The organism is Pseudomonas sp. o96-267, assembly GCF_003935465.1.
GTDB classification, from domain to species: domain Bacteria; phylum Pseudomonadota; class Gammaproteobacteria; order Pseudomonadales; family Pseudomonadaceae; genus Aquipseudomonas; species Aquipseudomonas sediminis.
On the sequence record NZ_RHQP01000004.1, the window covers coordinates 79,687 to 98,903 of the forward strand.

At 64.8% G+C, this 19,217-nt stretch carries 20 protein-coding genes; 13 read left to right on the forward strand and 7 right to left on the reverse strand.

All coding sequences use genetic code 11. From position 1 onward, the window contains the following. Positions 1–50: 50 nt before the first annotated feature. On the forward strand, positions 51–401 hold the full coding sequence (locus tag EGJ86_RS03815) for an NADH:ubiquinone oxidoreductase (RefSeq protein WP_125834117.1): 351 nt from the start codon (positions 51–53) through the stop codon (positions 399–401). Between the two features lie 204 nt (positions 402–605). On the opposite strand, the gene EGJ86_RS03820 is transcribed toward EGJ86_RS03815, so the two are convergent. Genes EGJ86_RS03820 through dksA form a run of 3 tightly spaced genes read right to left on the reverse strand, consistent with a single transcriptional unit; the run spans position 606 to position 2,892 of the window. After that, complete coding sequence (locus tag EGJ86_RS03820; RefSeq protein WP_125834118.1) at positions 606–1,250, reverse strand: DUF1826 domain-containing protein; 645 nt, start codon at positions 1,248–1,250, stop codon at positions 606–608. Beyond that, positions 1,250–2,455: a zinc metallochaperone GTPase ZigA gene (gene zigA, locus EGJ86_RS03825; protein WP_125834119.1), complete on the reverse strand. Its 1,206-nt coding sequence runs from the start codon at positions 2,453–2,455 to the stop codon at positions 1,250–1,252. Before zigA ends, EGJ86_RS03820 begins: the two co-directional genes overlap by 1 nt. Positions 2,456–2,469: 14 nt before the next feature. Then, positions 2,470–2,892, reverse strand: a complete 423-nt coding sequence (gene dksA, locus EGJ86_RS03830; protein WP_099525132.1) for an RNA polymerase-binding protein DksA — start codon at positions 2,890–2,892, stop codon at positions 2,470–2,472. A gap of 71 nt (positions 2,893–2,963) precedes the next feature. Here dksA and folE2 point away from each other — a divergent pair, with 71 nt between their 5' ends. Genes folE2 through EGJ86_RS03855 form a run of 5 tightly spaced genes read left to right on the forward strand, consistent with a single transcriptional unit; the run spans position 2,964 to position 6,398 of the window. Further along, the gene (folE2, locus tag EGJ86_RS03835) at positions 2,964–3,854 is read left to right on the forward strand and encodes a GTP cyclohydrolase FolE2 (RefSeq protein ID WP_125834120.1); all 891 of its coding nucleotides are present in this window, start codon (positions 2,964–2,966) and stop codon (positions 3,852–3,854) included. A gap of 3 nt (positions 3,855–3,857) precedes the next feature. Further along, the gene (gene hisI / locus EGJ86_RS03840) at positions 3,858–4,277 is read left to right on the forward strand and encodes a phosphoribosyl-AMP cyclohydrolase (protein ID WP_099525130.1); all 420 of its coding nucleotides are present in this window, start codon (positions 3,858–3,860) and stop codon (positions 4,275–4,277) included. Beyond that, positions 4,274–4,507 carry a membrane protein insertion efficiency factor YidD gene (gene yidD / locus EGJ86_RS03845; protein ID WP_125834121.1) on the forward strand — a complete coding sequence of 78 codons (234 nt, stop codon included), beginning with the start codon at positions 4,274–4,276 and terminating at the stop codon, positions 4,505–4,507. The genes hisI and yidD overlap by 4 nt, the downstream gene beginning before the upstream one ends. Further along, positions 4,504–5,064: a carbonate dehydratase gene (locus EGJ86_RS03850; protein WP_074938559.1), complete on the forward strand. Its 561-nt coding sequence runs from the start codon at positions 4,504–4,506 to the stop codon at positions 5,062–5,064. Before yidD ends, EGJ86_RS03850 begins: the two co-directional genes overlap by 4 nt. Then, complete coding sequence (locus EGJ86_RS03855; RefSeq protein ID WP_125834122.1) at positions 5,061–6,398, forward strand: dihydroorotase; 1,338 nt, start codon at positions 5,061–5,063, stop codon at positions 6,396–6,398. The genes EGJ86_RS03850 and EGJ86_RS03855 overlap by 4 nt, the downstream gene beginning before the upstream one ends. A 7-nt stretch (positions 6,399–6,405) precedes the next feature. Here EGJ86_RS03855 and EGJ86_RS03860 read toward each other — a convergent pair whose 3' ends face one another. Then, positions 6,406–8,343 (reverse strand): DUF2207 domain-containing protein, encoded by a 1,938-nt coding sequence (locus EGJ86_RS03860; protein WP_125834123.1) that lies wholly within the window; start codon positions 8,341–8,343, stop codon positions 6,406–6,408. A 2-nt stretch (positions 8,344–8,345) separates the two neighbouring features. After that, entirely contained in the window at positions 8,346–8,912 is a 567-nt protein-coding gene (locus tag EGJ86_RS03865) for a LemA family protein (protein ID WP_125834124.1), read from the reverse strand. Positions 8,913–9,003: 91 nt separating this feature from the next. On the opposite strand from EGJ86_RS03865, the gene EGJ86_RS03870 reads away from it, so the two are divergent. From EGJ86_RS03870 to EGJ86_RS03890, 5 genes are all read left to right on the forward strand, one after another. Then, complete coding sequence (locus EGJ86_RS03870; RefSeq protein WP_125834125.1) at positions 9,004–10,923, forward strand: DUF294 nucleotidyltransferase-like domain-containing protein; 1,920 nt, start codon at positions 9,004–9,006, stop codon at positions 10,921–10,923. Next, positions 10,920–11,627: a 3'-5' exonuclease gene (locus tag EGJ86_RS03875; RefSeq protein WP_125834126.1), complete on the forward strand. Its 708-nt coding sequence runs from the start codon at positions 10,920–10,922 to the stop codon at positions 11,625–11,627. Before EGJ86_RS03870 ends, EGJ86_RS03875 begins: the two co-directional genes overlap by 4 nt. 168 nt (positions 11,628–11,795) lie before the next feature. After that, positions 11,796–12,245, forward strand: a complete 450-nt coding sequence (locus tag EGJ86_RS03880; protein ID WP_125834127.1) for a hypothetical protein — start codon at positions 11,796–11,798, stop codon at positions 12,243–12,245. Positions 12,246–12,349: 104 nt separating this feature from the next. After that, positions 12,350–12,934 carry a DUF3267 domain-containing protein gene (locus EGJ86_RS03885; protein WP_125834128.1) on the forward strand — a complete coding sequence of 195 codons (585 nt, stop codon included), beginning with the start codon at positions 12,350–12,352 and terminating at the stop codon, positions 12,932–12,934. 40 nt (positions 12,935–12,974) lie between these two features. Then, positions 12,975–13,136, forward strand: coding sequence for a DUF2986 domain-containing protein (locus EGJ86_RS03890; RefSeq protein ID WP_125834129.1), 162 nt, complete (start codon positions 12,975–12,977; stop codon positions 13,134–13,136). A gap of 91 nt (positions 13,137–13,227) precedes the next feature. Here EGJ86_RS03890 and EGJ86_RS03895 read toward each other — a convergent pair whose 3' ends face one another. After that, positions 13,228–14,130, reverse strand: a complete 903-nt coding sequence (locus tag EGJ86_RS03895; RefSeq protein ID WP_125834130.1) for a LysR family transcriptional regulator — start codon at positions 14,128–14,130, stop codon at positions 13,228–13,230. A gap of 183 nt (positions 14,131–14,313) precedes the next feature. Here EGJ86_RS03895 and EGJ86_RS03900 point away from each other — a divergent pair, with 183 nt between their 5' ends. Next, positions 14,314–15,702 carry an L-serine ammonia-lyase gene (locus EGJ86_RS03900; RefSeq protein WP_125834131.1) on the forward strand — a complete coding sequence of 463 codons (1,389 nt, stop codon included), beginning with the start codon at positions 14,314–14,316 and terminating at the stop codon, positions 15,700–15,702. Positions 15,703–15,811: 109 nt separating this feature from the next. Here the strand turns inward: EGJ86_RS03900 and EGJ86_RS03905 are convergent, their stop codons facing one another. Next, entirely contained in the window at positions 15,812–17,479 is a 1,668-nt protein-coding gene (locus tag EGJ86_RS03905) for a BCCT family transporter (protein WP_125834132.1), read from the reverse strand. 282 nt (positions 17,480–17,761) lie between these two features. On the opposite strand from EGJ86_RS03905, the gene cls reads away from it, so the two are divergent. Continuing rightward, the gene (gene cls / locus EGJ86_RS03910; RefSeq protein WP_125834133.1) at positions 17,762–19,207 is read left to right on the forward strand and encodes a cardiolipin synthase; all 1,446 of its coding nucleotides are present in this window, start codon (positions 17,762–17,764) and stop codon (positions 19,205–19,207) included. The last annotated feature ends 10 nt before the right edge of the window (positions 19,208–19,217 follow it).

Genomic DNA, 19,217 nt, shown 5'->3' on the forward strand with positions numbered 1-19,217 from the left:
CAAAAAAACAGCATGTTAGATTCGCCGGCAGTTTTTCGGGAGTCGAAACGATGCGTGCATGGCTGTTGCTGTTTTCCCTGCTGCCGGGCCTGGCCCTGGCCGAAGCTTGCGTGGTGCACAGCCAGGCCGAACGCCTGGACGTGAAGGTCTGCCAGGAGAATCGCAACATCCCCACCACGCTATTTCGCGACGGTTTCTGCCAGCCGCAGCTGCAAGGCCAGACGGTCGAGGTGGAGTTTGTCGAGCAGTGCCCCAAGGGTGCCCACGGCGTCTGCCAGAACGCCCGCGCCGGTAGCGGTATGTACCTGCAGGATATCCACTACTACGGCGTGGCCAGCGACGCGTTGTACCTTGAACCGGCTTGCAAGACGCAATATCAGGGCACATGGATCAAGCCCTGACATCAAAGCGTCATCCAACAAGCGCCTAATGGCTGCGGGTACCTCACGTAACCCTCATGTCGAGTCACGCGTCGACATGATCTCTTGGTGCTTAAGGCCGGGGCAGTCGCTCCGGCCTATTTTTTAAGGGCTTGCCTCTATCCGTAGGGTGTCGCGGGGCCGCCTAGGCTGTGCGCACCCCACGCAACTGCGGTTTCGCACGACTCAAGCCAGCCAATCCAGGGTCAACAACAGACGTCGCTCACCCACCGGCGGCTGCGGCGAGCGGTGGATCAATCCGCGCCCTTCGTTGCCGTGCCATTTCTCTCCCTTGGCCAACGCCACATGTCCGCTTTCGAGGCGCTGGATCAACGCCTCGTCCTGCGGCTCGGCACCCGGCTGACCGAGCTTGCTGCGCGGCATCACGCCCTCCTCCAGCCAATCGCTGCCGACACCGGCATAGCTGGTGATCAGCCTCAGCGGCACGTGGTCGACGTGAAAACGCGGGCACATGGCCTTGTCCAGCGCGCGCAGGCGCAGGCCGATGCGCTGGGCGTCGAGCAGGCAGGCATAGGCCCGCACCAGCCAGGCCACATCGGCGAGAAAGGCCGCCTGACCCGGCAGATCGGCGTACTGCGCCACCAGGCCATCGAGATTTGGCTCGCTGTCCGCACGCGACAGCTCCAGGGTCATGGACTGCGCCAGCGGCTCACCTTGCGCCAGCAGCGCGTCGGTGAAGTCGGCGATCGGCGCCGGCAGGCGACGCTGCCAGACGGCCAGATTGACGCCGTCTTGCAGCACCTCACCCAGCACCTGGATGTCCTCGCCCAGCACCTGCCGAGCCGGGTTCGGCAACTGCAAGGCGAACATCAGGCGGCCTCCTGTTGCCAGGCACCGAACGGGTCGGCGAGCAAACGCCAGGCATCCGGGCCGCCGGCCATTTCCTCATCGGTCAGCAGACAGTCGTCCAGCTCACGTACCAACTGCGGGAAGTCGATGTTCTGGCCAATGAACACCAGCTCCTGGCGGCAATCACCGACTTCAGCGCTCCAGTGCTTCATGATCGTCTGCAGACCTTCCTCGTCCTGCGGCCAGTGCTGCTTGGGCACGAAGCGCCACCAGCGCCCGGCCAGGCCGTGACGCATCAGCCCGCCAGCCTGCGACCAACTGCCGGCCTCCTGGTATTTGCTGGCCAGCCAGAAAAAGCCCTTGGAGCGCAGCAGACGACCGTTGCGCCATTCCTGAGAGAGGAAGTCGAAGAAGCGCTGCGGATGGAACGGCCGGCGCGCGCGGTAAGCGCTGGAGGCGATGCCGTATTCCTCGGTTTCCGGCACGTGCGCGCCGCGCAGCTCCTTGCGCCAGCCCGGCGCCTGCGAGGCGCGGTCGAAGTCGAAGCGGCCGGTGTCGAGGATCTTGTCCAAGGCGATCTGGCCCATGCTCATGGCCTGGATGTCGGCGTGGGTGTTGAGCCCACTCAGGATAGCCATCAGCTCCTCGCGCTCGGCCTGGCTGATCAGGTCGATCTTGCTGATGAGGATGACGTCAGCGAACTCCACCTGCTCGATCAGCAGGTCGGTGATCGAACGCTCGTCCTCCTCGCCCAGGGTTTCGCCCCGGCTGGCCAGGCTGTCTGCCTCATGGAAATCGCGCAGGAAGTTCACTCCGTCGACCACCGTGACCATGGTGTCCAGCCGCGCCAGGTCGGACAGGCTGCGTCCCTGCTCGTCGCGGAAGGTGAAGGTTTCGGCCACCGGCAGCGGCTCGCTGATGCCGGTGGACTCGATCAGCAGGTAGTCGAAGCGGCCTTCGCTGGCCAGGCGACTGACCTCGTCGAGCAGGTCTTCGCGCAGGGTGCAGCAGATGCAGCCGTTGCTCATCTCCACCAGCTTCTCTTCGGCGCGGTTGAGGCTGACGTCCTGCTGGACGGTGGCGCCGTCGATGTTGATTTCGCTCATGTCGTTGACGATCACCGCGACCTTGCGGCCTTCACGGTTCTTCAGCACATGGTTGAGCAGGGTGCTCTTGCCGGCGCCAAGAAAGCCGGACAGCACGGTAACGGGTAGACGCTGATTCATGGGGTGTTCCTCGTTCAGTCACGGTCACGCTGATGTTTTTCGCGCTGCTCCTGACGCTCCTTGGCTTCGATGCTCAGGGTCGCGGTCGGGCGCAGCAGCAGGCGTTTCAGGCCGATGGGTTCGCCGGTCTCGGCGCACCAGCCGTATTCGCCACGCGCCAGGCGTTCGAGCGCCTGGTCGATCTTGTCCAGCAGCTTCTTTTCCCGCTCCAGCAGGCGCAGCTGCCACTGCCGCTGCTCCTCGGCGGCGCCGATATCGGCGACATCGCTGCTGATCTCGGGTTGGCGCAGCTCGGTGAATTCCTCCTCGATGCGCGCCTGCAACTCGGCTCGCTGGGTTAGCAGCAGCTCGCGAAAGAACTGCTGCTGGGCGTCGTTCATGTAGTCGTCGGCTGGCTGAGCCAGCAGTTCGGCTTCGGTAGTCGCGGTCAAGGTCATGGCAAATCGGCTGGCTTGTTTTAATTGTTATAACATAACATTTATTTCTGATCGCCACCCACGGATTTACGATGAACGAACAGCCTCTGCCGGATATTGCCGCCCAAGCCACCCACCATGACCTGCCGCTGGACTGGGTCGGCATGGCCGGCATCGCCCTGCCCATTCGTTTGGCGGACGCCGCCGTGACCGCCAGCGTCGATATCGGCGTGAGCCTCGACGATGCCGGCGCGCGCGGCATCCACATGTCGCGCCTGTACCTGGCGGCGCAGCGTCTAGTGCATCAGCCATTGAACGTGCCGGCAGTGCTGCAGGTGCTGGACGACTGCCTGAGCAGCCACCAGGAGCTGTCCGACAGCGCCACCCTGACGCTGCGCGGCGAGGTGCCACTCAAGCGTCCGGCGCTGGTCAGCCCGTTGAGTGGTTGGAAGGGCTACCCCTTCGAACTGCGCGCCCGGCAGGACGGCCGTGGCGTGAACATCGAATTGCAGGTCGAGGTCAGCTACTCGTCCACCTGCCCTTGCTCGGCAGCGCTGGCACGGCAGTTGATCCAGCAACGCTTCGCCTGGGACTTTCCCGATCAGCAGGTGGATTACTCCAGCGTGCTCGACTGGCTCGGTTCGACTCAGGGTATCGTCGCCACCCCGCACAGCCAGCGCAGCACGGCGACCCTGCAATTGCGCCTGGCACCGGGCTGCGTCGAACTGCCCGTACTGGAGTTGATCGACAGCGCCGAACAGGCCCTCGGCACGCCGGTACAGACCGCGGTGAAGCGCGCTGACGAACAGGCCTTCGCCCTCGCCAACGGGCAGAACCTGATGTTCTGCGAAGACGCCGCACGCCGCCTGCACCGCGCCCTGTGCCAATTGCCGCAAGCCAGCGGCTTCCACCTCAAGGTCGTACACGCGGAAAGCCTGCACGCCCACGACGCAGTGGCACAAAGCCGCTGGAACTGGAGCTGAGCTATGACTGCCGACGCCTTCTGGTTGCAGCTGGAATCCGCCGACGCCGGCCACACCGTGGCGCTGAGTGAGGCCCTGGAGGCCATCGCCTGGAACGACGCCGGGCTGATCCCGGTGATCGCCCAGCGCCACGACAGCGGCGAGGTGCTGATGCTGGCCTGGATGAATCGCAGCGCGCTGCAGGAAACCCTGGCCAGCGGCCAGGTCTGCTACTGGTCGCGCTCGCGCCAACAACTGTGGCGCAAGGGCGAAACCAGCGGCCATCGCCAGCGCTTGCTCAGCGCGCACCTCGATTGCGACGGCGACGCCCTGCTGATCAAGGTCGAGCAACTCGGCCCGGCCTGCCATACCGGCCGACCCAACTGTTTCTACAACGATCTCGACGGCGAACAGCTGCGCGTGGCCGTGAGCGGCCCAGCATGAAGCGTCTGGCCATCGCCCTGGTGCGTTTCTACAAGTATCTGATCAGCCCGCTACTCGGGCCGCGCTGCCGCTTTCACCCCAGTTGCTCGCACTACGCCGTCGAGGCACTGGAAAAGCATGGCCTGCTACGCGGCCTTTGGCTGAGCCTGTGCCGGCTGCTGCGCTGTCACCCCTGGCATCCGGGCGGCTACGACCCGGTGCCCGAACCCTCGCCCAAGGAGCGACCATGATCCGCAAGAATCCGTCCGGCCACCTGCCGGTCATCGCCGAATCCGCCTATGTCGACAAGACCGCCATCATCTGCGGCAAGGTGATCATCCATGACAACGTCTTCGTCGGCCCCTACGCGGTGATCCGCGCCGACGAGGTGGACGCCAGCGGCGACATGCAGCCCATCGTCATCGGCGCCAACTCCAACATCCAGGACGGCGTGGTGATTCACTCCAAGTCCGGCGCGGCGGTGACTATCGGCGAGCACACATCCATCGCCCACCGCTCGATCATCCACGGCCCGTGCAGCGTCGGTAACCGCGTGTTCATCGGTTTCAACAGCGTGCTGTTCAACTGCGCCGTCGGCGACGGCTGCGTGGTGCGGCACAACGCCGTGGTCGACGGTTGCGACCTGCCGGCAGGCTTCCACGTCACCTCCACCCAACGCATCGGGCCGAAGACTGACCTGGCCAGCCTGCCGCGCGTCAGCGTCTCGGCCAGCGAGTTCTCCGAGGACGTGGCCCGCACCAACATCGACCTGGTGCGGGGCTACAAAGCCCTGCAGAACGAGTTCTGAGCGTGCTGATCCGTAACGCCCGCCTGGTCAACGAGGGCCGCGTGTTCGAGGCCGACCTGCGCATCCGCCACGGGCGCATCGACGCCATCGCCGGCAGCCTCGCCCACCAGCCCGGCGAGGACCTGCTCGACGCCGCCGGGCACTACCTGCTGCCGGGCATGATCGATGACCAGGTGCACTTTCGCGCCCCCGGCGCGCCGCACAAGGGCAGCTTCGCCAGCGAGTCGCAGGCGGCAGTGGCCGGCGGTATCACCAGCGTCATGGACATGCCCAACACCAACCCGCCGACCCTGACGCTGGAAGCCCTGGCGGCCAAGGAACAACGCGCCGCCAGCTGCTCGAAGGTCAACTACGGCTTTCACTTCGGCGTCAGCCACGACAACCTCGACACCGTCGCCGCGCTCGACCCTAACCGCGTGGCGGCGGTGAAAGTGTTCATGGGCGCCAGCACCGGCAACATGCTGGTCGACGACCTGCCAGCGCTGGAACGGCTGTTCCGCGACTGCCCGACCATTTTGCTCACCCACTGCGAATACACCCCGCGCATCCGCGAACGCGAGGCGCAGTGGCAGGCGCAATATGGCGATGACATCCCGGCCGGCGAACACCCAGCGATCCGCGACGCCGAAGCCTGCTACCAGTCCTCTAGCCTGGCCGTGAGTCTGGCGCGCCGCTACGGCACCCAACTGCATGTGCTGCACCTGACCACGGCCCACGAGCTGAGCCTGTTCCAGTCTGGCCCGCTAGCCGGCAAGCAGATCACCGCGGAGGTTTGTGCCCATCATCTGTACTTCGATGAGCGCGACTACGCGCAGCTCGGCCACCTGATCAAGTGCAACCCGGCGATCAAGACCCAGGCCGACCGCGACGCCCTGCGCCAGGCGCTGCTCTGCGGGCGCCTGGACATCATCGGCACCGATCATGCGCCGCATACCTGGGAGGAAAAGCAGCGCCCCTATATGCAGGCGCCATCCGGCCTGCCGCTGGTGCAGCACGCCCTGCCGTCATTGCTGGAGCTGGTGGCCGACGACCTACTGCCCCTGCCCATGCTGGTGGAAAAGACCAGCCACGCCGTAGCCGAACGTTTCGCCATCGAGCAGCGCGGCTACCTGCGCGAAGGCTACTGGGCCGACCTGACCCTGGTCGAACGCCTGACCGAGCCACGCCCGGTGGCGGCCGACCCGATCCTCGCCCACTGCGGCTGGACGCCGTTCCAAGGGCGAGCCTTCCGCCATGCCGTGCGCAGCACCTTCGTCTCCGGGCAACTGGCCTGGCACGCCGGCCAGGTGCAGGACGACTGCCAGGGCTTGCCACTGCGATATCGGCGCGATTGAGGCTGTACTACCACCCCCCGCCGCCGCCTCCTCCGCCACCACCGCCGGAAGAGCCGCCACCGGAAGATCCACCACCACCGCCGCCCGAAGAGCTGCTCGACTGCGGGGGCGTCGACGCCAACGCCGTAGCGCTGCTGAGGCCGGCCGCCAGGGCACTGCTCATCGCTTGCGGGGAACTGTAGCTACTGCGACTGTGATACCAGGTCGGCTGATAATCGCGCTGCTCGGGGTCGATCAGGCCGCTGGCCAGTGCCGCGCTGAAGCGCGCGCTCCACTTGTCCTCGCCGCCCAGGGCCATGGCGAAGGGCAGATGGCGTTCGTACAGGGCGATGCTCATCGCCGGCGCATCACCCGCCAGCGCCAGAACGTCGCTCTCGGCCAGTTGCAGGTAGTCGCGATAGCCTTCCAGCGCATCGAGCAGGTGTCGCCCCTCCGGGGTTGGCGCCGGCAACAGGTAATAGAACGCCAGCACCAGTGCGACATAGGCGACGATCAGCAGCAACGCTGGTACGGACACCGACGCTGAGATCATCATCAGCCCTACCGGCACTGGCCAGCCGAACATCAGCGCGACCAGATACAGCCCCATCTGCTTACCGAAGCTGGGCTGATGGCGGGCCATGTTGAACACGACCAGTGCCGGCACGCCAAAACCCAGGCTGAACACCAGTCCGGCCAGACCTGTGGCCCACTCATCTTCGCCCTGGCCACTCAAGAGCACCGTTGCGGCACATGCCAATGCGGCCCACACCAACCCCAAAGCCCAGATGCCACGGTTGTTGGCAAACCAGGCCTTGCCCTGCTCGCCAAGCTGGCTGCTCAGCCCGGCCACCGCATCCGCCAGACGGGGCTCGTACTGAGTGCCGATGATCAGAGCAATACCAATCTTGTTGGCCGGAAACAGACGTTTGCGCAGGTCGCGATCCGGCTCGCTCATGTCACTGCCCGCGCCCTGGTCGCGGGCCAGGCTGAAGCCGCCGCCGTGCGGCTTGTCCTCGATATGCAGATGCTTGCGGATGGCCATGTCGGTGAGCCACACGCTGAAGGCCGGTGCCTCGCCGAAAGCGCCGCGCAACCCGCGATGCCAGAGATAGCCCGCCTGCACCGCGCTCATACCCTGCGGCCCCTCGAACAGCGGGATGATCACGCCCTTCTGCGGATCGCGGCCGACGCGCTTCCAGGCGCGCAGGTAGAACAGCAACAGACCGATCAGCAACACGCCGCCGATGCCAACCCCCAGATTGTCCAGCACGGCGCGGCTGGCGTTCTGCACCAAGCCTGGACGTGGCACCAGTCCGGCCTGCCAGTCCACGGCCACGGTCAGGCCGTGATAGGCCGGCAGCGTCTCGGTGGTGGCCAGGCGCAGGTAGTCATCGCGCCGTTCGAGTATCCGGAAGTCCTGGCCCCGATCGCCCTGGGCCCCGGTATACGCAGCCAACTGACCGATGCGCGCCCCCGCCGGCAGGCGCACCTCCACCGTGGCCTGGCGAATGGGGAAAAGCCAACCGTTGCCGGTGACGTTCCAGTACAGCTCGTCCGTATCGGCGTGATGCAACAGGGCGCGGCCAACCCGATAACGCAGCTCGTAGCGATAGCGCCCCGGCTCCAGCAGGATGTTCGGCGAGCCCAGGTAGAAGCGCACCCAGGCGCCGTTGCGCTCGCGGCGTACCGACTCGGGCCGGCCATCGCGGGTCACGCCCAGCAGGGTGATCGGGCTGCTTTGCTCCAGCCCCATCGGCAACGCATAGCTGACCGGCAGATCGCGATAGATGCCACGGCGAATGTCCCGACCTGCGGCACGCACGGTAATGCGCTCGGTCACCAGCAGGTTGCCGTCCGCCTCGACCTGCAGGCTCACGGCAAAATCCTCGATGGCCTCCTGCGCCAGCGTCACGCCAGGCAAAAGAACCAATAGCAGCAACAGGCCACGCAGCCATCCGTGCATGTTCAGAACTCCATCTTCGGCGACTGACCGTCAAGCGGATCATCCAGCGTGAAGTATTCGGCCGGGGTAAAGGAAAACAGGCGCGCCACCAGATTGCTCGGCACCGACTCGACCAGCACGTTCAGCTCACGCACCGCGCCGTTGTAGTAACGCCGCGCCATCTGGATATGGTTCTCGACCTCGCTGATGTTGCCCTGCAACTCGCGAAACTGGTCGTCGGCCTTGAGCTCGGGGTAAGCCTCGACCAGGGCGAAGAGCTGGCGCAATTGGCTGCCCAGTTGCGCCTCCACTGGCGCGCGCTGGCCCAGCGGCGAGTCGGCCAGTTGCACCGCACGCATGCGCTCCTGCACCAGCGCCTGCAGCGTGCTCTGCTCGTAACTCATGTACTGCCGTACGCATTCCACCAGCGCCGGAATCAGGCTGGCGCGGCGCTTGAGTTGCACATCGATGCCGCTGCCGGCCTCGGCCACGCGGTGACGGTTGAATACCAGGCGGTTGTAGTAGAAAACCGTGGCGCCGCCGAGCACCAGCAGCGCGCCCACCAGCCACCCTAATCCTGAAACCTGCATAGCCTCTCCTTGATTGGCCGATGACCACTCACTTTGCGCTGACATCGTGGCAGCCCGTATCCTGTAGTGCCAGCCAGTCAGCGAGGCCCGCATGCAGATCGAGTTGATCGAGATCCGCGACCACCTGAATCGCTTCGCCCCTTTCGACAATCTGCCGGAGCAGACTCTCGACGAGATCGCCCGCCAGGTGCAAGTGGGCTACTTCAAGGCCGGTAGCGAAATCCTCGCCGTCGGTGCGCCGATCCACGAGCTGCACTACGTACGCAGCGGCGCTGTGGAAATCCACAGGCGTGGCGGCGAGCTGCACAACCGCCTGACCGAGGGCGACATCTTCGGCCAGGCCGGCCTGCTGCGCGGCAACAAGGTGCGCCTGGGCGCCACCGCGCTGGAAGATAGCCTGATTTACTTCATCCCCGGCGTGTTGTTCCAGCAACTGTGCGAGCAGTTCGACAGTTTCGCCGACTTCGTCGAGGCCGAAGGTCAGTCACGGCTCAAGTCCGCGCAGGAAGACAGCCACGGCAAGGCTAGCGAGCTGATGAAGATCAAGGTGCGCAAGCTGATCTCGCGCGGAGCGGTCAGCGTGCCGCTGGACACGCCGATCCAGCAGGTGGCGCAGGTGATGACCGAGCACAGTGTGTCCTCGGTGATCGTCGTCGATCCCGGCACGCGCTGGCCCGACCCGCACCAGGTGGACGTGGCCGAGCAACAGACCCAGGTGATGGCCGGCATCCTTACCGACCGCGACCTGCGTACCCGCGTGGTTGCCGCTGGCCTGCCCAGCGACACCCCGGTCAGCCAGATCATGACGCCCAACCCCATCACCCTGCAGGCCGACGACTCGGTGTTCGAGGCCATGCTGTGCATGCTGCGCAACAACATCCACCATCTACCGGTGCTGCATCGCCGCCGCCCGGTGGGCGTGGTGGCGCTGGCCGACATCATCCGCTACGAGTCGCGCAGCAGCCTGTATCTGGTCAACGGCATCTTCAACAAGACGTCGGTGGAGGGGCTCAAGAGCCTGCTGCCTGACCTGCGCGCCACCTTCGTGCGCATGGTCGCCGACGACGCCAGCGCGCACATGGTCGGCAGCGCCATGAGCGGCATCGGCCGCGCCTTCAGCCAGCGCCTGCTGGAGCTGGCCGAACAGAAACTTGGCCCGCCGCCAGTGCCTTACTGCTTCATGGTCGCCGGCTCCATGGCTCGCGACGAGCAACTGCTGCTCACCGACCAGGACAACGCCCTGGTGCTCGACGACCGCTTCGATGCGGACGAACACGACGCCTACTTCGCCGAACTGGCGCAGTTCGTCAGCGACGGCCTGGCCGCCTGCGGCTACAGCTACTGCAAGGGCGGCATCATGGCCACCAACCCCAAGTGGCGGCAGCCGCTGAAGGTGTGGCGGCAGTACTTCAGCGAATGGATCGAGCGGCCCAACCCGGAAACCCTGCTCAACGCCAGCATCTTCTTCGACCTCGACGGCCTCTATGGCGAAACCGAGCTGGTGGAGAACCTCAAGGACCTGCTCGCCGCAAAAGCCAGTGCCAGCCCCGCCTTCCTCGCCGCGCTGGCGCGCAACGCGCTCAACCGCACGCCACCGCTGGGCTTCTTCCGCACCTTCGTGATGGAAACCGATGGCCGCCACCGCAACATCATCAACCTCAAGGGCCGCGGCACCGCGCCGCTCACCGACCTGATCCGCGTGCACGCCCTGGCCTGTGGCTCCAAGGCGCAGAACTCGCTGGATCGTCTCGACGCCATCGCCGCCACCAAGCTGCTGCCCAAGGAGGCGCTGGAACACCTGCGTTACGCCTTCGAGTTCCTCAGCCTGGTACGTGTGCGCCACCAGGCCCGTGAAGTAGAGGCCGGCAACGCGCCGAGCAACTACATCGAGCCGGAACAGTTCAGCGCCAGCGAACGCCAGCACCTCAAGGAAGCCTTCCAGGTGATCAGCAACGCGCAGAAATTCCTGCGCTTTCGCTACCCGGCGCAACCGGCGAGCCGACCGCGATGAGCGAACGCGCAGCCCAGGACTGGCCGCAACTGTTCGCCAGCCTCGCCGAAAGCAGCCGCGACCCGCGCCTGCGCGCCTTCTACGGCGCCGGCTGCGTCGCCGCCGATACGCCATTGGCGGAAGTGCCGCTGGTAGCACTGGACGTGGAAACCACCGGCCTCGACCCGCGTGAACACGCCATCGTCAGCCTTGGCCTGGTGCCGCTGAGCCTGCAGCGTATCCGCTGCGCAGAAGCCCGTTATTGGGTGGTCAAACCCACCAGCGAGTTGAGTGCCGAATCGGTCACCTTCCACCACATCACCCACAGCGACATCCGCCACGCCCCGCGCCTGGCCAACGTGCTCGAAGAGCTGCTCGAAACCCTGGCCGGCAAGGTGGTGGTGGCGCACTACCGTAATATCGAGCGCAGCTTCCTCGACCAGGCCGTGCGCCAGCACCTGGGCGAAGGCCTGGTCTTCCCGATCATCGACACCATGGAACTGGAAGCCCGCCTGCACCCCAAGCGCACCGTAAGCTGGTGGGACCGCCTGCGCGGCCGCCAGCCCACCTCCATCCGCCTGGCCGACAGTCGCCTGCGCTACGGTCTGCCGCTGTACTCGGCACACCATGCGCTGACCGACGCGCTGGCCTGTGGCGAGCTGCTACAGGCGCAGGTAGCGAGGCACTATCCGGCGCATACGCCAGTGGGGGCGGTCTGGGGCTGATAGCCCCGGCGCGGCGCTTCTATTCGCGCATGCCGGGCGCTGCCGGCGCACGGGCCGATCTCATCGCATGGACACGTCAGGGCAAATGCTCTAGCGTTTGCCCCGGCTGAAGCGCAGCTCGAATGCTGCGCCAAGTGCTGCCACAGGACTGCTCATCAAAGGGACTTCATGAAAGAAACCTTGCCCGTCATCATCCTCGCGTCTTTTCTCCTGGCCGCCTGCGCATCGCTCTCCAACCTGCCAAAGCCGGAACAAAGCGAATATTTCACGACCCTCGGCGGTGGGTTCGTGATCACGCTGGGCAATCCGCCCACCTATCGCTACGGGGTAAACCTGGTCATCACCAAGACCCTGCCGGAAAGTGCCTACGCGGTGGTCGAGTTCCAGAACCCAGCCGACAGCTCGCAGCCGTTTGTCCTGGCGGGCCCTCTCGAAGACCTGAAGAAAATGACGCCATCGCCCTACCCCAACGTGTGGGTGCTGACCTCACCTGCCGTACAGGGCATCGCTGCACACACGAATTACGCCGTGATCGCCAGCATCTATTCCGATAGCAGCCGGCAGACGCTGACCGCGAGGCACACGCAGTTGGTCAACTCCGAATACATCGAGAACTGACGGAAGGCCTTGAGTGCTCGAAGACGGCGGCCGATGCAGTTTCCCTGTCGCCGTCAGCCCGGGCAACACTGCGCCCCGTGTTCATTTCGCTGCAGGCACGCGTCATGGTGAAATTCAGAATTGGCTCGATACCGGTGAACGAGGATTTCGATCCTCTCGCCGGCAACTGGACCCCGTGTAAGGAACCCAAGCCATGGGTATCGACCTGGCTCATTGCGGTTCCCCTGAGCCTTCTGCTGGCGGTCAGCTTTGCCGTGATGCTATTCAAGCTCACCCCCATCGATCTTCAGGGCCTGACGCTTTACAAGCTGCTGTTGCTCTATGCAGGGCTTGTCATCACTCACGAGACAATACACGCCATGATGCAACCCGACCGAGGTACATCTGCGCGAACCACGCTGGGCTTCTGGCCGTCTCATCTGGTCTTCTACGCCCACTATGACGGTGAACGAAGCCGCGCCAATTTCCTGTTCGGCCTGGTCAGCCCTTTCCTGCTACTTTCGGTAGTTCCCATGTTCCTGGCAATCGCCTGCCAGACGAGTGCATGGTGGGTTGGAGCGCTGATCTTGGGGAATGCGGTCGCGTCCGGCGTCGATCTGTTCGGTTTTTTCGCGGTGCTGCTGGGAACCCCGAAGAACAGCCAGGTCATCAACAACGGCTGGTACACCTATTGGCGCTTGCGCAGCTAGAGTGAGCGCCATTCATTCACGGCAGCACAGGCACACGCCCATGAACCGCCGCAAAAAGATCAAACAACTGCTCGAAGCTCACGCCAAGAAGGCCAATGCCAAGCTAGCGCCCAAAAGCAGCAAACCCAAGTACATCAGCAAGGCTGACAGGGCGAAGTTGGAGGCTGAAGCGGCTCAAGAGGCTCTCGCGCCCGTGGAGTAAAAGTCGGCTAGACGGATGATGCCCACGATGTGCGTCGGCCCCATCGAAAAGCCAAGAGCATCGCGGCAAAAGCCCCTATCACACGAACGGGCTAACCCAGCACCTTGTCCGCCGTATAAACCGCCTCATCAAGAAACACGTTGACCGCCGGGTGATCGCGCTCGCCCTTGCGGTAGGCGAGAAAGACGCCGCGCTGGATAGCCGGCAGCAGCGGCACGGCGGTGACGCCGGGTAGCGTTCGCACCAGGCGCAGGCCGGAAACAATGGAGATGGAGTTGCCTGAGGCGACCATGGCCGCGACCATCTCGAAGCCGGCGCAGTGGGCATTGATGCGCGGCGCATAACCCGAACGGCGGCACAGGTTGGTGATGAATTCGCCGAACGAGCTGCCGGTGGAATCCAGCGCCCAGGCTTCGTCGCGCAGCTCGGCGATGGTCAGGCTGTCGCGCCGGGCCAGGGCATGGTCGATGGGCAGCAGCACGTGCAGCTGGTCCTGAGTCAGGGGAATCAGCGCGTAGTTCTCGCGGTTTTCGTCGGGCTGCACGGCGAGGTCGTCGATCACCGCCACGTCGATCTGCCAGGCGCCGAGGGCGCTGAGGCTTTCCTGCGGTTCCAGTTCCAATACCACCACGTTCAGCCGCGGGTAGGCGCTGCGCAACGCACGCACGGTTTCCGCGATTACCGCCACGGCAATCGAGGGGAAAGCCGCCACACGTAGCACACCGGCGATTTCGCCGCGTAGCAGCGCCAGCTCCGAGCGCGCTTCGTCGAGCACCATGAGAATGCGCTCGGCGTGCGCCACCAGGCGCTCGCCGGCCGGGGTCAACACCACGCCGCGCCCGCGCCGTTCGATCAGCGCCATGTCCGCTTCGCGTTCGAGCTGGGACACCTGCTGCGAAACCGCCGAGGGCGTCAGGTGCAGCGACTCGGCAGCGGCGGCCATGGTGCGGCAACGGGCCAGTTCACGCAGGGTGCGCAGGCGGGTGATGTCCATGACGCGATCTCAATAGTTAAGGGTCGCTAACGAATAGGTTAAAAATAAATCAGTATACATAATGATATGGCCGGCCTTAGATAGAGATATCCACACGCGCTGAACCGGGCGCGTGGTTCACCCACATACAGGCATCGCTGAAAACCGGGTTTTCAGCCGTGCCCACAGAAGAAGAATCTCGCCATGGCTATCAGCGTTTTCGACCTGTTCAAAGTCGGTATCGGCCCCTCCAGTTCCCACACCGTCGGCCCGATGCGGGCGGCCGCGCTGTTCACCCATGCGCTGGAAAACCACGATCACATGCCGCAGGTGACCCGCGTCGCCGCCGAGCTGTACGGCTCGCTGGGCGCCACCGGCAAGGGCCACGGCAGTGACAAGGCGGTGCTGCTCGGCCTCAGCGGCCATGAGCCGGATACCGTCGACGTGGACCAGGTTCCGGGCTACATCGAGGCCATCCGCCGCGACAAGCGCATCGTTCTGGCCGGCAAGCACTCTGTCGCCTTCGACGAGAAGGCCGACCTGAAGATGTTCCGCAAGGCGCTGCCGCTGCATGCCAACGGCCTGCGCTTCGCCGCCTTCGATGCCGCCGGCATTCAGGTGCACGAAGCCACCTATTACTCGGTGGGTGGCGGCTTCGTGGTCAGCGAGGCGATCCTCGCCGACGGCTCCAAGCACAAGGTCATCGCCCCGGATGCCACCAGCCTGCCGCTGCCGTTCACCAGTGGTGCCGACCTGCTGCGCCTGGCGCGCGAGAACGGCATCGGCATTGCCGAGGTGATGCGCCGCAATGAACGTCACTGGCGCAGCGACGAAGAGACCGATGCCGGCCTGCTGGAAATCTGGAAGGTGATGCAGGCCTGCGTCGACCGTGGCTGCCGCACCGAAGGTATTCTGCCGGGCGGCTTCAAGGTACGTCGCCGTGCCGCGATCCTGGCGCGCAAGCTGGGCGGCTTCCAGCGCAGCTACCTGGAAGACCCGCTGCGCATGCTCGACTGGGTCAACCTCTGGGCCCTGGCGGTGAACGAGGAAAACGCCGCCGGTGGCCGCGTGGTGACGGCTCCAACCAACGGCGCCGCCGGCATCATCCCGGCCGTGCTGCACTACTACGCCAACGCCATTTCCGGCGCCAGCGAGCGCGGCATCATCGATTTCCTGCTCACCGCTGGCGCCATCGGCATCCTGTACAAGGAAAACGCCTCGATCAGCGGCGCCGAAGTCGGCTGTCAGGGTGAAGTGGGCGTGGCCTGTTCGATGGCGGCCGGTGCGCTGTGTGCGGTGCTGGGCGGCACCCCGGAGCAGGTCGAGAACGCGGCGGAAATCGGCATGGAGCACCACCTGGGCCTGACCTGCGACCCGGTCGGCGGCCTGGTGCAGATCCCCTGCATCGAGCGCAACGCCATCGCCTCGGTGAAGGCCATCAACGCCGCGCGCATGGCGCTGTACGGCGACGGCTCGCACTACGTGAGCCTGGACAAGGTAATCAAGACCATGCGCGAGACCGGCGCGGACATGCTGACCAAGTACAAGGAAACCGCCCGTGGCGGCCTGGCGGTAAATATCATCGAGTGCTGATGCACGACCGCCAGATACGAAAACGCCGCGGCCCCTGACAGGTTCGCGGCGTTTTCATTTATGGCCGGAACGACCCGCTCCCGTCCATGGGAGAGGGGTCGTTCATCGCTTAACGCGGCTCGCTCATCAGACCTTTGACGATGGAAATACAGCCCACCAGCAGCACGATGGTGAACGGCAGGCCCGTCGACACGGCCATGGCCTGCAGCGCCACCAGACCGCCGCCGAGCAGCAGGGCGATGGCGATCACGCCTTCGATGCTGGCCCAGAACACGCGCTGCGGTACCGGTGCGTTGACCTTGCCGCCGGCGGTGATGGTGTCGATCACCAGGGAGCCCGAGTCCGACGAGGTGATGAAGAACACCACCACCAGCACGATGCCGATGAACGAGGTGATACCGGTCAGCGGCATTTCACCGAGCATGCTGAACAGCTTCAGCTCCAGGCCGGCTTCCTGCGCACCGGTGAAACCATCGACCAGCAGCTGGTTGATGGCGGTACCACCGAAGGCGGTCATCCACAGCACCGACACCAGCGACGGCACCAGCAGCACGGCGACGAGGAACTCACGCACGCTGCGACCACGGCTGACGCGGGCGATGAACATGCCGACGAACGGCGACCAGCTGATCCACCATGCCCAGTAGAAGGCGGTCCAGCCCTGGCTGAAGTTGGCATCTTCACGACCGACCGGGTTGGACAGCGCCGGCAGGTACTGCAGGTAAGCACCGAGGTTCTTGAAGAAGTCGGTGAAGATCACCAGGGTCGGCCCGGCGATGATGATGAACAACAACAGGGCCATGGCCAGGCCCATGTTGATCTCCGACAGGCGCTTGACGCCCTTGTCGAGACCGGCGACTACCGAAGCCAGTGCGATCAGGGTGATGGCGATGATCAGCAGCACCTTGGTGGTGTCCGTCGCCGGGATACCGAACAGGTACTCCACACCCGCAGCCGCCTGCTCCGCGCCAAGCCCCAGCGAGGTGACCAGACCGAACAGGGTGGCGAACACCGCGAGGATGTCGACGATATGCCCCGGCCAGCCCCAGACGCGCTCACCGAGAATCGGGTAGAAGATCGAACGGATCGACAGCGGCAGGCCCTTGTTGAACGAGAACAGCGCCAGGGCCAGGGCGACGATGGCGTAGATCGCCCAGGGGTGCAGGCCCCAGTGGAAGATGGTCGCAGCCATGCCCAGACGCACGGCTTCTTCTGCGTTGCCGGCAGCGCCGCCAAGCGGTGCCCAGTCGGTACGCACGCCATCTTCACCGACGGTGATCCCACCCATCGCCGCGCTGTAGTGCGACATTGGCTCGGACACGCCGTAGAACATCAGGCCGATACCCATACCGGCGGCGAACAGCATGGAGAACCAGCCCATGTAGGTGTAGTCGGGCGTCGCGTCCTTGCCGCCGAGGCGTACCTTGCCCAGTGGCGACAGGATCAGCCCGATACAGAGGACGACGAAAATGTTGGCGGCGCCGATGAAGAACCAGGCCATGTGGTGGGTGAGCCAGTCGCGCAGGCCACTGAACAGCGGCTCGATCTGGTTCTGCAGAGCCAGGGCGAGGATCACGAAGATCACCGCGACGATCGCGGAGATGGTGAAGACCTTGCCATGGATGTCGAGGGCGAAAACGAATTGCCCTCTGATGTTGTCCTGACCGATGACGTAATCGGTGTCGATCAGGTTGGCCTCACCGGACGGTGCCGGGATGCCTTCGTGGGTTTCCGCTGCGGATGGCGGGGTCGTGTCATGCGAAGGGACGTTTCCCATACGTGGCGTGCTCCTTGATGCGTTTGACTCGCTAGACGAGCGTGAACAGGACGGATGCCCTCCTCCAATTAAAGACGACCCACAGACGGGTCGAACCAGAAAGAGTAACACATGAATTCCGCTCACTCAGACTCACAGACACATGAGAGTCCCGAATAATTCCCTGTAAGGTGGCAATTTGCCCGGCACTGCCACACCAGGAAACACCGTGGCAGGATGTACGCAGAACGCCCTGCAACCGCCGTAGTCAGTTGCACACAGCCTGTGAAAGGAAGAACCTGCATGCCTGCCGATTTCGGCATTCCCCACCTGTTCGCCTACCTGATCGCCACCATTCACGCCCTCGGCGTACTGGCCGCGATCCACGCCGTGCTGACCGTGCGCACCGCCCAGGGTGCGCTGGCCTGGGGGCTGTCGCTGTTCTTCATGCCCTACCTGACGCTGCTGCCATATCTGGTGTTCGGGCGCAGTCGCTTCGATGCCTACGTCAAGGCACGGCGCCAGGCCGACCAGGAAATGCACCACGCCATGGCCGAACAGGACTGGCGCCCCTGGGTCGAGGAAGCCGAGGCCGCGCACCTGTCGCCCGCCTACGACCGCGTACGTGCCCTGCCACGCCTGTCGCACTTGCCCGGCCTGACCGGCAACCGCGTCGAATTGCTGATCGATGGCGAGGCCACCTTCGCGGCGATCTTCAACGCCCTGGCCGGCGCCCAGCAGGTGATCCTGCTGCAGTTCTTCATCATTCGCGACGACCGCCTCGGCCGCCGCCTGCAAGACGTACTGCTGGAACGCGCCGCCGCTGGCGTACAGGTGCATGTGCTGTATGACGGCGTCGGCAGCCATTCGTTATCTTCCGCCTTCATCGACCGCCTGCGCCGCGGCAACGTGCAGATACACGCCTTCCCCACGCGCTCTGGGCTGCTCAATCGCTTTCAGCTGAATTTTCGCAACCACCGCAAGATCGTCGTGGTCGACGGTGAGATCGGCTTTCTCGGCGGACTCAACGTCGGCATCGAATACCTCGGGCAGAAGCCGCCGCTGGCGCCCTGGCGCGACACCCATGTCGAGGTGCGCGGACCGGTGGTGGCCAGCCTGCAGGAAGCTTTCGCCGAAGACTGGTACTGGGCCTGCAAACGCTTGCCACCGCTGCTGATGCCGAGCAAGCAGGACGAACCCGGCCTGCTCTGCCAGGTGGTCGCCAGCGGCCCGGCCGACCCGCAGGAGACCTGCTCGCTGCTGTTCGTCGAGGCGATTCATGCGGCACGCGAGCGGATCTGGCTGAGCAGCCCCTACTTCGTGCCCGACGAAGCGCTGTTCGCCGCACTGCGCCTGGCAGTGATGCGTGGCGTCGACGTGCGCCTGCTGCTGCCGGCACGCCCGGACCATCGCATCGTCTACGCCGCCTCCAGCCTGTATGCCTTCGAAGCCTTGCGCGCGGGCGTGCGCATCTTTCGCTACCAGCCGGGCTTCCTGCATCAGAAGGCTTTGCTGATCGATCACGATGTCAGCATGCTGGGCAGCGCCAACCTGGATAACCGCTCCTTCCGCCTGAATTTCGAGGTCAGCCTGCTGACCTTCGACGACGGTTTCAACGCTCAGGTCGCCGCCATGCTGGAAGACGACTTCAGCCGCTCGCGCGAGCTGGTCAACGCCGACCGGCGCAACCTGCACCGCCTGCAGCAACTGGGCATGCGCGTAGCAAGGCTGATCTCGCCGATTCTCTGAGGCACAGCTA